Here is a 17,154-nt window from a genome sequence, read left to right as displayed (position 1 = left end):
CAGAATTCCCGCCCCGGCCCCAGGCCGGCAGGCAGCAGCACAAGACCGGCCGGCAACGCCAGCCGTCCCGGACAGCCCCGGCCCGCCGGGAGTGGCACCGGCCCGGCACGCCCGGCCGGACAGTCCGCTGGCCCGGGAGGCGCCAGAACAGGCGGAGGACCACGCCCCGGAGGCGGACCCAACCGGCCGCGCCCTCAGGGAGGCGGGGGCCGCCACACCAAGGGCAGGAGGCATTTCAGCAAATCGGCCCCCAAGGAAGAAAACTCCGAAAGCGAAATTGAAGTGGAAGGCACCATCTGCGCCGTGCTGGCGGGCACCATGTTCAAGGTGCGCCTGCCCAACGGGCACGAGGTGCTGGCCCACATTTCCGGCAAGATGCGCAAGCGCTTCATCAAAATCGTTGTGGGCGACAAGGTGCGCATGGAAATGTCCCCCTACGACATGACCAAGGCGCGCATCACGTTCCGCATCGGTTAACCGCCCCCGGATTCACTCCTTTTGCGAAAAACCTTCTCCGGCTTGCAGGAGAAGGTTTTTTAACGTACAGTGCACACTGATCCCATCAGCGCGCCATGAAAGTTTGCTCCACGGAAAATATGCAGATCGCGGAACGCGAGCTCATCATCAACGGAACTCCGGCCAGAACCCTCATGAAGCTGGCTTCCGCCGGCATTGCGGAAGCCGTCATGCAGTTCTTTCCCGTCCCCGGGTTATGCATAGCCTACGTGGGGAAAGGCAACAACGGCGGAGACGCCCTCACCGTCCTCAATATCCTGAAACAGCATGGCTGGGAAACAGGTTTCCGCGCCGCCTACCCGCGCGCGGAATGGGGGGAACTGCCCGCGCGGCAGCTCGCGGAAATATCTCCTCCGCCCCAGGAATACCAGGAAGCGCCACTGCCCCGTACGGGCAAGCCCATGATTCTGCTGGACGGCCTGCTGGGCATTGGAGCAAAAGGGCTGCTCCGCAAGGAAATCTCCGCCCTCTGCGCGGAAATGAACTACCTGCGGGACCGCTGCGGAGCCGTGCGCACGGTGGCGATCGACCTTCCCACCGGAGTTGACCCGGATACGGGGATGCCCCAGGAAAATGCCGTAGAGGCGGATTTCACGATGTGCATAGGAGCGGTCAAGCAGGGGCTGCTGGATGACGACGCCACCCTGCATGCGGGGCGCCTGGCCTGCATCGACCTTCCCGGCCTCCATGTGCAGGCGCTTCCCGCCACGGAACTCATCACCTCCTCCCGGCTCACTAAATTCCTCTCTGCAAGACCCTATACGGACTATAAGAACAAACGCGGGCACATCGGCGTCATTGCCGGATCGGAAGGAATGCTGGGCGCTGCCAGGCTCTGCTGTGAAGCCGCCCTCCGGGCCGGAGCCGGACTGGTGACGCTCCACGTCCACCGGAACGTCTATCCCCTCATAGCGCCGTCCATGCCGCCGGAAGTCATGGTCAAACCCGTGGACAGTTATGCGGACGTCTCCATCCGGACGTTCAGCGCCTTTCTCATTGGCCCCGGCATCGGCTCCGTATCGGAGGAAGACGCGGAAGCCATCCGCCTCATTCTGGAAACCGGCACTCCCACCGTCCTGGATGCGGACGGCCTTAATCTGGCCGCCGCCATGCAATGGAGCCTGGGAGAACATATTCTGGCGACACCCCACCATGGGGAAATCCGCCGTCTGCTGCCGGACGCGGACAACTGCGCCATCCGGGCGGACATCGCAGACTGCTTCCTGGCGGAGCATGAAGCGGCCCTGATTTACAAAGGGGCCCGCACCATCGTCACCCAGCGGGGAAAACCTCTCTTCTACAACATCACCGGAGGCCCCGGCATGGCTACCGCCGGCCAGGGAGACGTGCTGGCAGGCGTCTGCGGCGGATTCATGGCCCAGGGGGAATCCCTGCTGGTCTCCGCCGTTCTGGGAACCTATCTCTGCGGGCGAGCTTCTGAAATAGCCATCTCCGCCGGAGATTCCACCCAGCAGACACTGACGGCGGGAGACACGCTGCGCCATCTGCCCGCCGCCATTCTTTCCACCGCACGTCTCTGTTACTAAAATGGCCTACCGAAAACTCCAGGATCTTCCCTTCCAATCCCTGCCGCGGGAAAAGCTGCTCCGCCAGGGAAGGCACAGCCTCAGCAATGCGGAACTGCTCGCCATCTTCCTGCGGATGGGCATCAAGGGAAAAAACGTGCTGGACATGTCCTCGGACCTGATCCAGTCGGCAGGCTCTCTGGACGCCCTGGCCCACATGGAGGCCGCAGAAATAGCGGACATCTGCAAGGGAATAGGCATGGCGAAAGCGGCCACGCTGAGCGCCGCCTTTGAACTGGGAGCGCGGGCCCTCCGGGAAACGCTGGCCCGGCAACCCATCCAAACGCCGGAAGACGTCTATGACTACCTGGTAACAGCCATGCGCTGGAAAGACAAGGAGACGGTACTCGTCCTGCTGCTGGATACCAAAAGCCGTCTCATCAAACCCGTGGAAATTTCCAGCGGCACCCTGAACGAATCCATCGCCCATCCGCGCGACATTCTGCGTCCCGCCGTCATCCACAATGCCTACGGCTTCGTCCTGGCGCACAACCATCCCAGCGGGAACCCGACTCCCAGCCGCCCGGACGACCTCCTGACCGAACGCGTGCGGGAATGCGCCAAGCTATTGGGCGTCCGGTTCCTGGACCACGTGATCATCGGAAAACCTACCGAAACCGTTCGCAGAAACTATTACAGCTATAACCACCCCAACGGAGACCGGCTCCGGGAAGCCGACAAGGGCCTCCCTCTCTATCATTAAACAACCGTTCCTGCGAATTTTCTTCCGGAATGACGCCTGATAAAAACAAAAAACCCGTCTTGCGACGGGCTTTCTCTTAAAAAAAACTGGCGGAGAGAGTGGGATTCGAACCCACGGTGGGTTTTAAAGCCCACGTTCGATTTCGAGTCGAGTGCCTTAGACCAGCTCAGCCATCTCTCCGCTTGGAAATCGGGAGCGTTTGTATCCGGTTTGCGGGATGCTGTAAAGAACAGAATCACCGCCAACCGTTATTTGAACGCCTTTAACGTCTTGGCGAAGCCAGCGGTCCCAGCGTAGCTTCCGCTTCAAATCTCTGGGTCTTGTTATGGGGAAGAGCGCTCTTTTCCGGGCCGGGGGGCGGCTGCGGAACACGCTCCCGTTCCTTCGGCTCCATCAGCCAGGAGCAGGAAGAGACCAGAAGAAGGGAGAAAGACGTAAGCAAAAGGGAGGCTGTGAATCGTTTCATCATTTCCTTTTAAAAAGTTGAACCCCACTATGCCGGAGGGCACAGCGGGGTTCAAGGAAAATACGCGGCAGAAACCTTATTTGGCGGACTGCAACGGACGCAGAAGCTGCACCATGTCGCCGGGCTGGATGCTCATGCCGGCGGGCACGCTGTCCTTGACGATGTCAGCCACCGTCTGGTTCTTTTCCAGGGAGGTCACCTTCAGTTTGCCGATGCTGCGGCCGTCACGGGTAACGAGCAGAACCGTATTCGGATCAATGTTGCTGCCCTGCCCGGCGCCAATCACCACAAAGCCCCACTGCGGGTCCACGGACAGAACGGGATATTCATCTCCATTCTTGGCGAGGGCGGCGCGGTATTCGGCCTGTTCCTTCTGGCGTCCGGCCAGCTCGGTAGCCTGCTCGGCACGCTTCTTGGCGGCCACTTCCGTAGCGCTCTTGATCTGGTCAATGTCTTCCTGAAGCTTCTTGTTGGAGGCTTCCATGGATTCCATTTTCGCCTGGATTTCCTGCACGCTGGAAACGCCGAAGTCGTTCAGCTTGGCCTTCAGTTCATCCATCTGCTTGTTGATCTTGGACAGGTCCGCATTCAGCTGGACTTCTTCTTCCTTCAGCTCCGTTTCCTTGGAGAGCTGTTCGTCACGCTGCTGGGTCACGGAGGCCTTGTTGGAGGTCAGGCTGAGGTTTTCCTCCGCAGCCAGACCGCGGTTCTTGATCATGTCATTGCGCAATCCCGTCCAATTCCGGATTTCCTTGTCCAGAACCTTGCGGTAGGTGATCATCTCCTTGAAGTCCTGATACTGGCCGTTGACGCCGAAGAGGCCGCTGAGACCGGAGAACCAGGCGCCCGCACCTGCTGCAAGAATCAATAAAACTACTAAGACAGTTTTCATTGTGTATGTATGTGAGAGTGTATGGTGTGTATTGAACCGGGAAAGGACTAGGGACGAACGGATACAACGACGTCTCCGGCTTCAACACGTTCGCCGGCGGTTACCGTGCTGGGGAGAATGGTGGCCGTGGAAACACGGGATTCAACAGCGCTTACGTCAAGTTCGGCAATTTTGTTGCCGTCCCTCATCACGGCCAGCTTGGAGCCGGGCACTACGCCCAGGTCGGCAGCACCGCCGTCAATCACAACTACATTGAAATCATTAATCACCTGGGAAACCCGCGTTTTCAGATTGGGCGGGGAAAGGTGCGCATCCTGGTCCGCCTTGAGCTGGCGAAGGGCCGCATTGTTCACGACAAGCTGTTCCGTTTCAGCAACGATGGCGTCATGCTTGCCCTGCTCCGCCTGCTTGACTACTTCCAGCTGCTTGGATTCTTCTTCCAGTCCCTTGATCTTGTCCGCAATGGCCTGGATACTTTCCATGTCCTTGCTCTTGGACTGAAGTTCCGCCAGGGCTGTTTGTTGCGCCTGGAGGTCCGTCTTCTTGGCCTCATTGGCGGCGGCCAGCTCCTGGTTCTTGGCTTCCAGCTCGTCCTTCTGCTTGGTCAGGGCGTTGATATCGTTCGTCAAAGCCTCATTCTTCACCAGGAAGTCGACATATTTTGTCTTTTCTTCCGTAAACTCGCCGCGAAGACCGTTCAGGTTCTTATAACGGGAGACGCATTCCTTACGCTCCTTGGTTAGAGCTTCCTCGTTATCAAGATAATACATGGCTCCGCCGAGAAGAGCAATGACCAAGGCTGCTATTGATACTTTGACCCACATAGGAAATAATAGAGATGAGAAGGTTCCTGTTACTTTTGTGAGATTGGCATGAACATTTTCAGATTTCAACATCAAAATGTCATCCTCACTGTTTTCTTGATATTTTTTTCAGGGAAGCTCCGTAACAGGATACCGCAAGAGTTCTCTTATCAACATTTTAAAACAATTACGCTCTATTTTCTTTTCAAACACGGACTCATCTTCTAGTCTTTCTGAACCGTGAGTTACCAGGTCTTTGCCAGAAAATACCGTCCTCTGACATTCGATGACGTCCTTGGACAGGATCATGTCGTCCAGACGTTGAAAAACGCCATTGAGCACAACCGCCTCGCCCACGCCTACCTTTTTGTAGGCCCCCGCGGAACGGGAAAAACATCTACCGCCAGAATTTTTGCAAAAGCCTTGAATTGCAGCGGCGGTCCCAGGGTGGACTTTGACCCGCACGAAGACATCTGCGAGGAAATAGCGGAAGGGCGCAGCCTGGACGTCCTGGAAATAGACGGCGCATCCAACCGCGGCATCGACCACATCCGTGACCTGAGGGACAACGTGCGATTCGCTCCCAGCAGGGGCAATTTCCGCATCGTCTATATAGATGAAGTGCACATGCTCACCAAGGAGTCCTTCAACGCCCTGCTGAAAACGCTGGAGGAGCCGCCCCCCCACGTCAAATTCATTTTTGCGACTACGGAACCCCACAAGATTCTGCCGACCATCCTGTCGCGCTGCCAGCGCTTCGACCTGCGCCCCATTCCCTCTGAAATCATTGCGGAACACCTGCTTCACATCGCCTCTGCGGAAGGAGTGAGCCTGAGCCGGGAAGCGGCCTTTGCCGTCGCCAAGGTGGCGGACGGAGGCATGCGGGACGCGCAATCCATGCTGGACCAGCTTGTTTCCTTCTGCGGAGACCACATTGAAGAACAGCAGGTGCTTCACATCTTCGGCATCACGTCCCGGGAAACCGTAGCCCATGCGCTGGCGCTGATTCTGAACAAGGAGCTCCCCTCCCTCCTGCACCTCCTGCATGAACAGGCGGAAGCTGGAAGAGACATGGGCCAGTTCCTCTCTGAAATCATCTCCGCCGTGCGTGAAATCCTGGTCTCCAAGGTTGACCCGGAGGCCAGCTTCGATTCCCTGCCGGAATCCTCCAAGGAGGAACTTTCCGAACTCGTCAAACGCACCCAGACGGACAAAATCCTGCGCTTGGTGGAAGTGCTGGCGGAAACGGAAGACAAGATGCGCTGGTCCACCAACAAAAGGCTGCATCTGGAAATGGGCCTGATCAAGGCCGTTCACGCTCTCGCGGAAGCCAGCATCAGCGATATTATCATGGCGCTGGAAGGCGCCCCCCTGGCATCCTCCGTCCCATCCTCCTCTCCGGCACCCGCTCCGCGCCAGGAACAAGAGATGCCCGCGCCCGCCGCCCCGGCCCCTGCGCCGGAGCCTCCGGCAAACGCCCAGCCGCCCGTTCCTGCGGAAAATCCGGAGCCCGCTCCGGAAGAACACCTGATGGACCCGGTTCCGGACTTTTCCCCGGCCAACCCATTCCCGGCTCCCGCGGTACAGGCGAGCGAACCTGCCAGTGCGCAACCAGCCCCGGCTCCCGCAGAAGAACCCAAACCGCAGCCCACTGATCCCGCGCCGGAACCTCCCGTAACTGCTGCAAAAGCCCCCTCCCCCGCCATTCCGCAGGAAGAGCCTTCCTGTTCCGCACCTGAACCGCGGCCGGAGCCCACTTCCGACACCCCGGAAGAGCCTCAACGTCCCGCCTCTGCCATCTCCGATGCCCCGGTGGCTCCTCCGGATTCTCCGGAACCCACTTTCATGGACCCTGAAGAAAACCTCCCGCCGGAAAGGCGCACCAGCAGCTTCTTTGACAACCTGTTCGACACGGCAAGCGCTCCTTCCCGCACCCCTGCTCCCATGGTAAAAGAGGAACCGGAAGCCCCTGCCCCGCAATCCGGAAGAACCATCACGGAGGAGGACTGGAAAGCGGCGCTGGAACGTGCCGCCGCCAACTTCCCCCTCCAGGCGGACTTTCTGGCCAACAGCGTTTTCTCCGGCCATGACGGCGCATTCGTCGCCATCTCCTTTCATCCCTCCGACCATCAGGGAATGGACAGCCTCGGATCCGGCCCCCTGCGGGCGGCCCTGGAAGCGGACCTTTCCCAACGCGGCGGAGTCCCCGTCACCATTTCCATCCGCCAGGATTCCTCCGTGCCGGAGCCGGTTCAGGAAGAACTGGCCCCGCTGCCGGCGCCTCCCCCCCCCGCGGCCTCCGCACCTTCTCCCAAACCCCAGGCGCCGCGGGAAAAACCCGCCGCAGCCGTTCAGGAACCCGCCCGGGAGAAAGATGAAGATAATTCCTACTATACGGACCCCCTGATTGACGCCGCCATGGAGATATTCCGCGCCCGCATCATTTCCCAATAAACAACATCAACCCATACTTCCAAATACGACAGCCATGAACATGATGAAAATGATGAAGCAGGTCCAGCAAATGCAGGCCGGACTTGCCGCCGCCCAGGAAAAGCTGGCCTCCCAGACCGTTACCACGGAAGGCGCGGGCGGCAAGCTGAAAGTTACCGCCACCTGTGACGGAAACCTCACGGAGCTGGTGATTGATCCCTCCATCATCGACCCGTCCGATTCAGAATTCCTCCAGGACCTGCTCCTGCAAACCATCAATGCCGCCATAGCCAAGGGCAAGGAAACCGCGGCGGCGGAAATGAAAAAACTGACGGGCGGCATGGGCCTCCCTCCCGGCATGGGCCTTTAACCTACCACCACCGTGCATCGGCTCAGAAGACGCAAACATCTGGCGGAACCACTGCCAGCGTTATCCGGGGTCAACCACCTGGGAATAGCGCTGGGCGGCGTCTCTCTGTGCCTGTGGGTCATCGTCGTCACCATCTTCTGGACCGGTTCGGACACAATGGCCTTCATGACGTCACTGCCCACTTGGGCATGCTGCCTCATCTTCTCCTTCCCGGCGCTTATTGCATGGCTGGTCTTCGGTTCCCGGATAGGGCTGCTTGGCGTCATTATCTGGTTTGCGTACGGCATCGTCATTACGGACTTTCTTCCTCCCATTTCCAGAACGGGAATGGAGTATTACAAAATGCCGCCGGCTCCGGATGCCCGGCAAATCAGGGTTCTCACCCTGTACGGGGGTTGTGTGGAAAATCCGCCCATTGAACAAATCTCCAAACTCCGAGCAGACGTCATCTTCATCCAGGGATGCAGCAACCACAACCGGACACTCAAATTCGCCTACAGTATTTTCGGACGCACTTCCTACATCAAGCAGATAGGCAGCTGCGCCATCATCGTGCGGCACGGGCAGATTGGTCCGGCCCAAAGCATCACGGACACAGCCGGACTCATCGTGGACTGGATACCGGAAAATTCTTCCCTGGCGATACGGCTCATCAACATCAGCCTGGAGCCTTTTGAACACCGCTTTGACTTGTACTCCCCCGCCTGCTGGAAATACTTCCACACGCTCCGGTTCATTCACCGCAAACAGCTTCAATACCTGTTTGACACCCTGCGGGAGGTAGGAAGCCAGCACGGTGAACTGCCCATCATCCTGGCCGGAAACTTCAGCGCCGCGCCCCAATCCCCTATTTTCGCCAAGCTCAGCGCCGATTTTCAGGATTGCTTCAAACTGAAGGGAGCCGGATACGGAGCCACTCAACCCGTCAACTTCCCGCTGCTGCGCCTGGACCGTGTTTTCTGCACGCCGCCGCTCAAACCCGAGCGAGCCGCCACCGTGCTAATACCGGACACCGTCCGCCGCTCCATCCTGGCAGACATTGCCATGCCCTGATTCCCCTTTCCACACGGCCGCGCCATTCCGCTCCGGCAGAAGGAATTTCTCGATCCGCCTCCCCAAACGGAGGCGCTTTTACTTTACGGGGAAAGAATTTTCTCCGGAAACCTACAAGGTTTTCAGCGCACGGGAAATAGCCGGGAAAAGCTGCTTCTTGCGGCTGACCACATCGGCGGCGGAAAACAAGTTGGGGCCCAGCCGCTCGTACTCAATGTGCTCCAGCACCTCTTCATCCCCGACGGCCAGCAGCATGGAATCATGCGTGACAATGTCCGTGACCAACAGGCACGCCAGCTTCAATCCTTCCTCTTCCACCAGCTTCTGAAGCTCCTTCACAAGATCATCCTGAACTTCCTTCAGGCCGAACATGCCTATTTCCTCAATCTGTGAAATGCTGATCTTGTGCCCGTACTCGGTAAAGGTTTTCCTGTCCGCCTGGACAATCGCGGAGGGCGCCGTTTTGGAACGCAGCAGGGAACCGGTGGCAAAAAATTCCTCCGTGAACTTCTTGGCGTCTATCCTGGCAATGCCGGTCAGCCATTCCAGCATTTCCCGGTCCGCCCGCGCCGTCGTGGGAGACGTCAGGTTCAGCGTATCTGAAAGAATCCCGGCGCACAGGCAAATCGCCACCGCCTGGGAAGGCTCCGCATCACGGTGGTAAAACCTGCGCGCCACCAGGGTGGAAGTGGAGCCCACGGGTTCATTCAGGAAGCGGATCGGGTCCCGTGTGGAAAGCTGGGTGCCCAGGCGGTGGTGGTCCATCACCTCCACAATTTCCGCTTCCTCCACTCCCTTCACGGCTTGTGAAAACTCATTGTGGTCCACCAGGGCCACGCGCGTACGGGGTGGATCCACCAGATCCGTCTTGCTCAGCACGCCGATCATCTTGTTCGTCTTGATGCTCATCACGGGGAACAGCGCCTGCTTGCGCTTCACGGCGGCCTGCCTCAACTCGGGCAGCGGCATGTTCTCCGGGAAAACCGTGTAATCCTTGTGGACCTGTTCCCTCACCTTCCGGGAGCAGCGGATAAGCTGCCCCACGCTGGCCGTATCCCACGGGGTGCTTAAAATGCATGTACCCGTCGTCTGGGCCGTCTCAATAATATCCAGGGAAGGGAAAGCCCCGGACGTGGTCACCAGAGCGCGCACGCCGTGCTCCACGGCATACAGCTGCACATTCGGGCGGTCCCCGCAGATAACGATCAGATCGTGGACGATGCCCTTTCTCTTGTAATTGGCAAGCCTCGTCCGGACGCTCGGCTCGCTGGAAGCGCCCACCAGAAGAATATTCTGCGTTTCCTCCTCGCTCAGGGTCTCCCCGGTCAGGCATTTGCCGTCAATGGTGGTGGCAATGTTGCTCAGGCTGGAAAAAACGGAGCGCACATTCATCTCCGTCATGTTCAGGGGCATCAGCAGGCTCAGCAAATCAAAATAACGCAACAGGCCGTAAAGATTGTGGTCCGCGTCAATCACCGGAATGGTTTGAAGGGAGTTCTCCGTCATCCGGCGGTACGCCGTCAGGAACGTGTCGTCCGGACTCACGCTGATCACGTCACGGCGGCAGATGGTTCCCGCGGTAGGCGTCACGTCATGAATCAGCACCGGTTCCGGCACCCCGGCTTTTTCCAGCACCCAGGATGTCCTCAGCGTCATCTCCCCGCATCTGGCGGCAACCGCGTCAGGTTCGCCATGGGTTCTTAAAAACTCCGCATTCCCTATGGCGGAACAAATGGCATCCGTATCCGGATTCTGGTGGCCGATCACGTAAATGGGCCTTTTCTCTATTTTCTCCGGAAGCATCTCTCTTATCTCCTGCGCAGGTTAATCTATATTCAACCTGACGGGCACCACCACCTTGGAAGCAATGGGCGCGCCGTCTTTTTCTGCCGGATAGAAAGTCCAATTCTCTTTCACCCAGCGCATGAAAAGACGGTCCAGTTCCGCATTTCCCGTTGATTGAAGGAGATTGACGGATGAAGGTTCGCCACGGGGATTCACCCCCACCACTACTTTCACCACGGCATTCACCTTCCCGACTCTAGAAGAATTGACGGAATTGGGCAAGGACGGAGCATGTTTATAACGCACCTTTTTATCAGGAGTCACGTTCTCATCCGGGCTAAGCTGCCCCGGCAGGGAAACCGCCGGAGTCTTCACGGGACGCCTGGGCTTTACCTCCCTCATGGAAATCCGCATGCTGGAAAGCTCCTCCGGCAAATACTCCGTGGGAGTCTCCTCTGGAAGAAAATCCTTCATGTCGGAACAATCCTCATTCTCCGGCAGCTTCATCGCAAGCAGGTCTTCATCTGCGGAAATTTCCGGAACGGGGCTGACCGTGGAAGGGGCCGCGACCGGCTCTACGGGCACGGGCTGAACTTCCGCCAGCTCCTGAAGAACCTCCTCGGAAGGAAGCACAAACTCCATTTCCACCTCCCCGTTCTGCACGGCGGGCAGCCACAGCTCCTGAAAATGAATGGCTACCAGCACGGCGCACAAAGCCACCTGAACGCCCACGGCCACCGCCACCGCAATCAGCATGGCGGACTTGGAAGTGGAACGGGGCGTGAATCTTACAATTCCGGGCTTTTCATCCATAAAAAACGGGCAGGGAGAAGGGCAGTGCCCGTTTAATATACCAGCGCCCTTCCCTTTGACAAGCGCCTGCACCGCCATAAGCAGCCCGTTATCATTTTGTTATCTGCCGGAAAAACGCATGGACATCAATAACCCAATGCCTCCCGGATGCTCTGGGCGAATCTGCCGGCCTTTTCCGCAAAGCCAAGCTCCGGATTCTGGTACATGATGCCGCGGGACACGTTAATCAGGGGGGGGGCCGCATGTCCGGAACCGCTCAGGCTGGAAAGATCGCCGCCCTGGGCTCCCAGGCCGGGAATCAGCAGGGGAGCGTCCGGAATGCGCTCCAGAATGGAGGAATCCGCATTGGTCAGTCCCACCACCATGCCTACGGAAGTCTTGCGCCCTTCCTGCATGGAACGGCGCACCATGTCCCCCACCAGTTCATAAACCCTGCGGCCGTCGGCCAGCTCCTGCCTCTCCACGTCCGCGGAACCGGGATTGGAAGTGACCGCCAGCAGATAAATGCCCTTCCCTTCATAATTCAAAAAAGGCTCCAGCGTATCATACCCCATGAAGGGGCTCAATGTGACGGCATCCACGCCCAGGCGTTCAAAATACGCCTGCGCATAATACTTCTGCGTCTCCCCGATGTCGCCGCGCTTGGCGTCCAGCACCACGGGCACGTCTTTCGGCATATCCGGGAGCAACTCCTCCAGCATTTCCAAGCCGCGCAGGCCCATGGCCTCAAAATAGGCGATATTCGGCTTGAACGCCGCCGCATACGGAGCGGTTTCTTCCACGACCTTCCTCAACAGGGAGGGAACCGACTGCAAATCATCCATGACGGGGCGCGGGTCCAGCCCCACGCACAGGGCGGAACCGGTCTTTCTGATGCGGGCGGCAAGTTTATCCGTAAAAGATTGGCTCATGCCGTTCATTAAACCACGGGCTCCACGGGCAGGCAAGCCCCAAGCGGGGGGCGTTCCGGAGGAAAGGAAAAGGCAGATACGGCTTTTCCACCGCGCCCGCACATGCTATGTTCCGGCCCGTATGGCACCAACGGAATCCCAGTCTTCCCCCGCTCCTCTCTCCTGCCTGGAAAAACCGCTGCCCCTGGACGGCTTCCGGGGCACGCCGGATGAAATCGAACAGCAATGGTATGACCGTGTCTACCTGGGCTCCGGAGACAGAATGAAGCAGCTTACCTGGAGAGCCGTCATCGTAGGAATGCTCCTCGGCTCCATCCTCTCCCTCACCAACCTGTACGCCAACCTTAAGATGGGATGGTCCTTCGGGGTGGCCCTGACGGCGGGCATCATCTCCTTTGCCCTGTGGAACGCCTTCGTGCGCCTGGGCATCTCCAAATCCCCCATGACCATTCTGGAAAACACGTGCATGCAGTCCGCCGCCAGCTCCGCGGGCTACTCCACGGGAGGCACGCTCACCTCCGCGGTAGCCGCCCTGCTCCTGCTGACGGGGCAGCACATGCCGCTGGGCGTCACCTTCGCCTGGATATTCTTCATTGCCGTGCTGGGCGTCACCATGGCCATTCCGATGAAGCGCCAGATGATCAACATTGAGCAAATCAGGTTCCCGGACAGCATCGCCACGGCGGAAACCCTCAAGGTGCTCTATTCAGAAGGCAAAAAGGCGGCTGGGCAAGCCAAAGCACTCCTTTACTCCGCCCTCTTCGCCTCCGCCAACGCCATCGCCATGGCGGCGGGAGGGGAACAATGGCTGGGCGCCGCCCAGCAGCAAATCCTGGGCAACTGGTACCAGCGCACCATCTTCTTCAAATGGGACCTCATGTTCGTGGGCGCGGGCGCGCTGGTAGGCATGAAAACTTCCCTCAGCCTCTTCATCGGCGGTACAGTCTGCTGGGCTCTCTACGTACCGTGGCTGGAAAGCCAGGGACTGCTTCCCGCGGGAGCGGGCTACCGGGACAGCGTGGGCTGGACCCTGTGGGGAGGAACCGCCTGCATGGTCGTCGCCAGCATCGTGGCCTTCCTGTTCCAATGGAAAAGCATCGCCCGCTCCTTCTCCTCCCTGGGCGCCATGTTTTCCCTGACTAAAAGGCGTGAGCTGACGGACGTGGAAAAAATAGAAACGCCCATGAGCTGGTTCCTGGCAGGGCAGCTCGTCTCCCTGGCGGCCCTCGGCTACCTGGCCCATGTCACCTTTGACGTTCCGTACTGGATGAGCTGCATTGCAGTAGTCATCTCCTTCTTCCTGGCGCTGGTCGTCTGCCGGATCACCGGGGAGGCCAACATCACGCCCACCGGAGCCATGGGTAAAGTCACGCAGCTCATCTTCGGCGGAATCGCGCCGGGACACGTGACGGCCAACCTGATGGCGGCCAACATCACCTCCGGAGCATCCAGTTCTTCGGCAGACCTGCTCGTGGACCTCAAGGTGGGCTACCTGCTGGGGGCCAATCCCCGCAAGCAATTCATCGCCCAGTTCTCCGGAATCTTCCTGGGAACCCTCGTCTCCGTGCTCGCCTTCCGCTCCATGGTACCGGACGTGGACGCCCTCCAGGCCTTCAATGCGCCGGGGGCCAGAACATGGGCGGCCACGGCGGAAGCGCTGGGCATGGGCTTCAGCCACCTGCACAGCATCAAGGTTCTCTCCATCATCGCGGGCGGCATCCTCGGCCTCATTCTGGTGCTTGTCCCCCGCTACCTTCCCGCCGCGGGAAAATGGCTCCCCACCCCCATCGGCTTCGGGCTGGCGTGGGCCATCCAGTGGAACGACTCCTTCCTCTTCTTTGCTGGGGCCGTACTCGGCTGGGCTGCGGACCGCTTCTTCCGTGCCAAATCCAAGGAATATAAAATCCCCACCGCTTCCGGCATCATTGCCGGCGCGGCCCTGACGGGCATGGCCATCCTGATGTTCAGCATTTACCAGGCGGCACGCTAAATACCTTGACGGGCTCCGGATCTCCGGAAAAAAGCATATTCCAGAGATCCGGCCCAGGGTCGGCATCGCGTCAGCGGGCTTCCTTCTTCAACGTCATTTCACCCTTGGAATCCCCTTCGGAAACGCCGCTCACCTCCGCCTTCAAGGTATAGGAATCCAGGTTGGTCCGGTACTTCTTCAGGTCAAGCCTGTAGGAATTATCCTTATTCTCCACGCCGGTCCAGCCTTCATGATTATCTGCGGCCACCTCCCTGTTCCCCTCGTATAACTTGACGGAATGAATCTTCAGGGCGCTGGGGCCGTTCTTCCACTGGAAGGTGGCGGTGTACGTGCCTGGCCCGGTTACCTGGTCCGTCACGTTAAATTGCAGCGGGGATCCCTGTTGGAGGTCCCACGGCGTCCCCGCGGAATGCTTCTCTTCCGCGCTCAGGGCATCCAGCATTTCCCGGTGGGCACCCATCACGCGGTTGGCGACGGCCAGAGCATCTCCGGACGGCTTCGTGGAATACACCTTTCCATTTCCGGCAAAGGCCAGTTCCTCCCGGACCGTCTTATCCATGAAGGCGGCCTGGGCGGCGGCACGGTCCTTCTTTCCGGTCAGCACATCCAGCTGGGATTCAAAAAAATTCTTCCAGCGGGGCAGATAAAAATCGGCCACAAGCCCGGCCCACTGGCGGTTGGAATAATCATTCAACGCGCGGGGAGCCTGGTCAATCCACGTGGTAACAAGCATCTTGGCGGACTTGTCCATCAAGGCCTTCTCCTGCCGGGTGCTCCCCCAATCCAGCGCCTTCTTCTGCCAGGTTCCCAGCAGGAACTGGCTGTCCGTCGCCAGGAGGGCGTCCATATCCGAAACCAGGGACAGGAAAAGCTTCACCTGCTTCTTGTAGGCAGGTACGTCTCTGGCGTCAAAAGCGCTCCTGACCCGCTGGAGCTGGTAAAAAGCGGCGTCCGCGAGCGCCTGGCGGACGACATCCACCAAATCATAGCGGAAGGTCTCCTCCTTCACCAGGGACGGCTGGTCATTGGCCGCCTTCAAATAACCGCGGGCCGCTTTAACGATGTCGCCCAAATGGTAATACCTCTCTCCGCTGGACCACGTGGAGGCCTTGCGGACGTCCCAGGACGGACGGGCGCAGATGATGGACTCCGTACACCCCTCCTGCGAACGGGCGGGATTGTAAATGGAGGAAGACAGGATTTCCAAAGCCCGCACGACCGCTGCCGGAGCGGCGCCGTAACGCTGGCGCGCATACTTCCTGAGCCAGTCCCGGACGGGAATATCCTCCACCGTCCATAAACGGTCGCAGAAGAGGGCGTAATGCAGGGGATTCGTTTCCAGCCCTTCGGACAAGGTGCCCATTCCCACCAGGCCCTTGTCCCTGTAGCTGGCCAAATCATTCCCCAGCCGGGACAGAAGGGGAACCCCGCCGTACAGTCCCGTATTGCCGCCGAAGTTGGCCAGCTCGCACCAGACCCAGGGAATGCCGTCAAAAGTCCTCAAATTCTTCTCGCCGCCAGCCATGTCCTTGGTGAGCTGCAGCACAAGAGCATGCCTCGGGTCCGTACCGGCCAGCAGCTCGCGGGAAGGATTGCCCCCCCAGGCCTGGATCACCCAGGAAGAACCCGGTGAAGCCTTCTGCATGGCGCCCTGCACCGCCTGCGCCGCGCGCGTCACGTTAATGTCGCCCTTGCTGCCGCCTTCATGGAACAAATCCCCGCCGAACATCTTTCCGGAAATGCCGTATACCTTGCGGAGAGCCTTGTACCAGTCCGCGGCCAGCTTCGGAAAAGCCTCGCAAGTGGGGTCCACAACCCACGGCCTTTTGAAATTGACCCATTCCCCCTGCGGAATAAGCTTCAGCCCCTTCATCTGCACGTTCTCCGCAAAATCCGCAGGAACAAACCCCACATAACCCTGAAGGACGGGAGTCATGCCCAACTGCTCCATGCGGGACACGATGCGCCTACCCATCTGCGCCATCCTGTCAATCTGCTGCTGGGTCAACGGTCCTCCGTGTCCTTCCAGGTTGCCCATATTCCACCAGGCGGCAAAAGCGGGATTGGGGATGAAGCGGAGAGCCTTTTCACGGGGATATCCCAAGCCAATGAGGAAATCCTCCCAGGTCTTCTCCAGGCCTGCCGTCACCAGCGCGTGCGTAAACCCGCTCAGAGCCAGAAAATCAATCTCGCGCTGCCAGCGGTTCCAGTCCCAGAAAGCCGCCGTATAGGACAGCGTGCAGTAATTATACGCAAAAACGGTATTCCACGGGGACTCAATCGTGACAGGGGTGGACGGAGCAGGCAACGGAGAGGGAAGCGTTAGACGGTCTCCGTTCCATGAAAAATGTACCTTGGCAATATTTTTCAGATACCATCCGTACCCCGCTACCAGGCGGCGCACGTCAGATGCTTCCACCCGGATGCCTCCGGGAGCGCCAGAAATAGTAATCTTGTTGCCCATGGCCGGATTCAAGCGGAACGAGACGGCGCCTTTTGCAGATGGAGTCACACGAGCCACCACGCCTTCAGCAGCCGCTACGGGAGACATTTCCGCGGCAGAGACGCAAACAAGCGGGGACATGACCGTTCCCAGAACCGAACCGACTGCAAAAGCATGTGAAAGCATAGCACCAACTATACATGCAAAATCCGCGGTGTCTTTCAAGGAGTAATGCAATGGCGGGAAAAGCTGGATAGCCCCCCTTATTGATTTTTTACCGAAGAGCTTGGAGGAGGCAAAAGCGCGACGGCTCGGACAGGCGGCATGCACCAAATGTTCCACTTAGCCGGAGGAAGGAAGATCGTTCCATCAAGAAAAGAACAAGCCCCG

At 59.0% G+C, this 17,154-nt stretch carries 14 protein-coding genes and 1 tRNA gene; 7 read left to right on the top strand and 8 right to left on the bottom strand.

Annotated elements, in window-relative coordinates; genetic code table 11:
* Positions 1 to 276 precede the first annotated feature (276 nt).
* The 3 genes from infA (at position 277) to radC (ending at position 2,805) form a co-directional block, all read left to right on the top strand.
* Entirely contained in the window at positions 277 to 477 is a 201-nt protein-coding gene (gene infA, locus QSJ36_RS11855; protein WP_031930865.1) for a translation initiation factor IF-1, read from the top strand.
* Positions 478 to 572: 95 nt separating this feature from the next.
* Entirely contained in the window at positions 573 to 2,063 is a 1,491-nt protein-coding gene (locus QSJ36_RS11850; protein ID WP_285468719.1) for an NAD(P)H-hydrate dehydratase, read from the top strand.
* Between the two features lies 1 nt (position 2,064).
* The gene (gene radC / locus QSJ36_RS11845) at positions 2,065 to 2,805 is read left to right on the top strand and encodes a DNA repair protein RadC (RefSeq protein WP_102726468.1); all 741 of its coding nucleotides are present in this window, start codon (positions 2,065 to 2,067) and stop codon (positions 2,803 to 2,805) included.
* 87 nt (positions 2,806 to 2,892) lie between these two features.
* Here radC and QSJ36_RS11840 read toward each other — a convergent pair.
* From QSJ36_RS11840 to QSJ36_RS11825, 4 genes are all read right to left on the bottom strand, one after another.
* Positions 2,893 to 2,985 (bottom strand) — tRNA-Ser (locus tag QSJ36_RS11840).
* A gap of 82 nt (positions 2,986 to 3,067) precedes the next feature.
* Positions 3,068 to 3,274 carry a hypothetical protein gene (locus QSJ36_RS11835; RefSeq protein ID WP_146018184.1) on the bottom strand — a complete coding sequence of 69 codons (207 nt, stop codon included), beginning with the start codon at positions 3,272 to 3,274 and terminating at the stop codon, positions 3,068 to 3,070.
* A gap of 73 nt (positions 3,275 to 3,347) precedes the next feature.
* Positions 3,348 to 4,163, bottom strand: a complete 816-nt coding sequence (locus QSJ36_RS11830) for a hypothetical protein (RefSeq protein ID WP_022395968.1) — start codon at positions 4,161 to 4,163, stop codon at positions 3,348 to 3,350.
* 47 nt (positions 4,164 to 4,210) lie between these two features.
* The gene (locus QSJ36_RS11825; RefSeq protein ID WP_102722916.1) at positions 4,211 to 4,960 is read right to left on the bottom strand and encodes a hypothetical protein; all 750 of its coding nucleotides are present in this window, start codon (positions 4,958 to 4,960) and stop codon (positions 4,211 to 4,213) included.
* A gap of 246 nt (positions 4,961 to 5,206) precedes the next feature.
* On the opposite strand from QSJ36_RS11825, the gene dnaX reads away from it, so the two are divergent.
* Genes dnaX through QSJ36_RS11810 form a run of 3 tightly spaced genes read left to right on the top strand, consistent with a single transcriptional unit; the run spans position 5,207 to position 8,822 of the window.
* A complete protein-coding gene (dnaX, locus tag QSJ36_RS11820; protein WP_285468718.1) occupies positions 5,207 to 7,420 on the top strand; it encodes a DNA polymerase III subunit gamma/tau in 2,214 nt (737 codons plus the stop codon).
* 34 nt (positions 7,421 to 7,454) lie between these two features.
* Positions 7,455 to 7,769: a YbaB/EbfC family nucleoid-associated protein gene (locus tag QSJ36_RS11815; RefSeq protein WP_215443634.1), complete on the top strand. Its 315-nt coding sequence runs from the start codon at positions 7,455 to 7,457 to the stop codon at positions 7,767 to 7,769.
* A 12-nt stretch (positions 7,770 to 7,781) separates the two neighbouring features.
* Positions 7,782 to 8,822: an endonuclease/exonuclease/phosphatase family protein gene (locus QSJ36_RS11810; protein ID WP_022395972.1), complete on the top strand. Its 1,041-nt coding sequence runs from the start codon at positions 7,782 to 7,784 to the stop codon at positions 8,820 to 8,822.
* Positions 8,823 to 8,933: 111 nt separating this feature from the next.
* Here QSJ36_RS11810 and QSJ36_RS11805 read toward each other — a convergent pair whose 3' ends face one another.
* From QSJ36_RS11805 to pyrF, 3 genes are all read right to left on the bottom strand, one after another.
* Positions 8,934 to 10,625: a putative manganese-dependent inorganic diphosphatase gene (locus tag QSJ36_RS11805; RefSeq protein ID WP_285468717.1), complete on the bottom strand. Its 1,692-nt coding sequence runs from the start codon at positions 10,623 to 10,625 to the stop codon at positions 8,934 to 8,936.
* A gap of 21 nt (positions 10,626 to 10,646) precedes the next feature.
* On the bottom strand, positions 10,647 to 11,420 hold the full coding sequence (locus QSJ36_RS11800) for a TonB family protein (RefSeq protein ID WP_285468716.1): 774 nt from the start codon (positions 11,418 to 11,420) through the stop codon (positions 10,647 to 10,649).
* Between the two features lie 125 nt (positions 11,421 to 11,545).
* Positions 11,546 to 12,331: an orotidine-5'-phosphate decarboxylase gene (pyrF, locus tag QSJ36_RS11795; RefSeq protein ID WP_257997002.1), complete on the bottom strand. Its 786-nt coding sequence runs from the start codon at positions 12,329 to 12,331 to the stop codon at positions 11,546 to 11,548.
* 121 nt (positions 12,332 to 12,452) lie between these two features.
* Between pyrF and QSJ36_RS11790 the strand changes: the two genes are divergently transcribed.
* On the top strand, positions 12,453 to 14,321 hold the full coding sequence (locus QSJ36_RS11790) for an OPT family oligopeptide transporter (protein ID WP_285468715.1): 1,869 nt from the start codon (positions 12,453 to 12,455) through the stop codon (positions 14,319 to 14,321).
* Between the two features lie 70 nt (positions 14,322 to 14,391).
* On the opposite strand, the gene QSJ36_RS11785 is transcribed toward QSJ36_RS11790, so the two are convergent.
* Positions 14,392 to 16,905, bottom strand: coding sequence for an alpha-N-acetylglucosaminidase (locus QSJ36_RS11785; RefSeq protein WP_285468714.1), 2,514 nt, complete (start codon positions 16,903 to 16,905; stop codon positions 14,392 to 14,394).
* Positions 16,906 to 17,154: the final 249 nt, after the last annotated feature.

Origin of the sequence: Akkermansia sp. NBRC 115031 (assembly GCF_030268505.1) — a bacterium.
GTDB classification, from domain to species: Bacteria; Verrucomicrobiota; Verrucomicrobiia; order Verrucomicrobiales; family Akkermansiaceae; genus Akkermansia; species Akkermansia massiliensis.
This window is presented reverse-complemented; position numbering and strand designations above follow the sequence as displayed.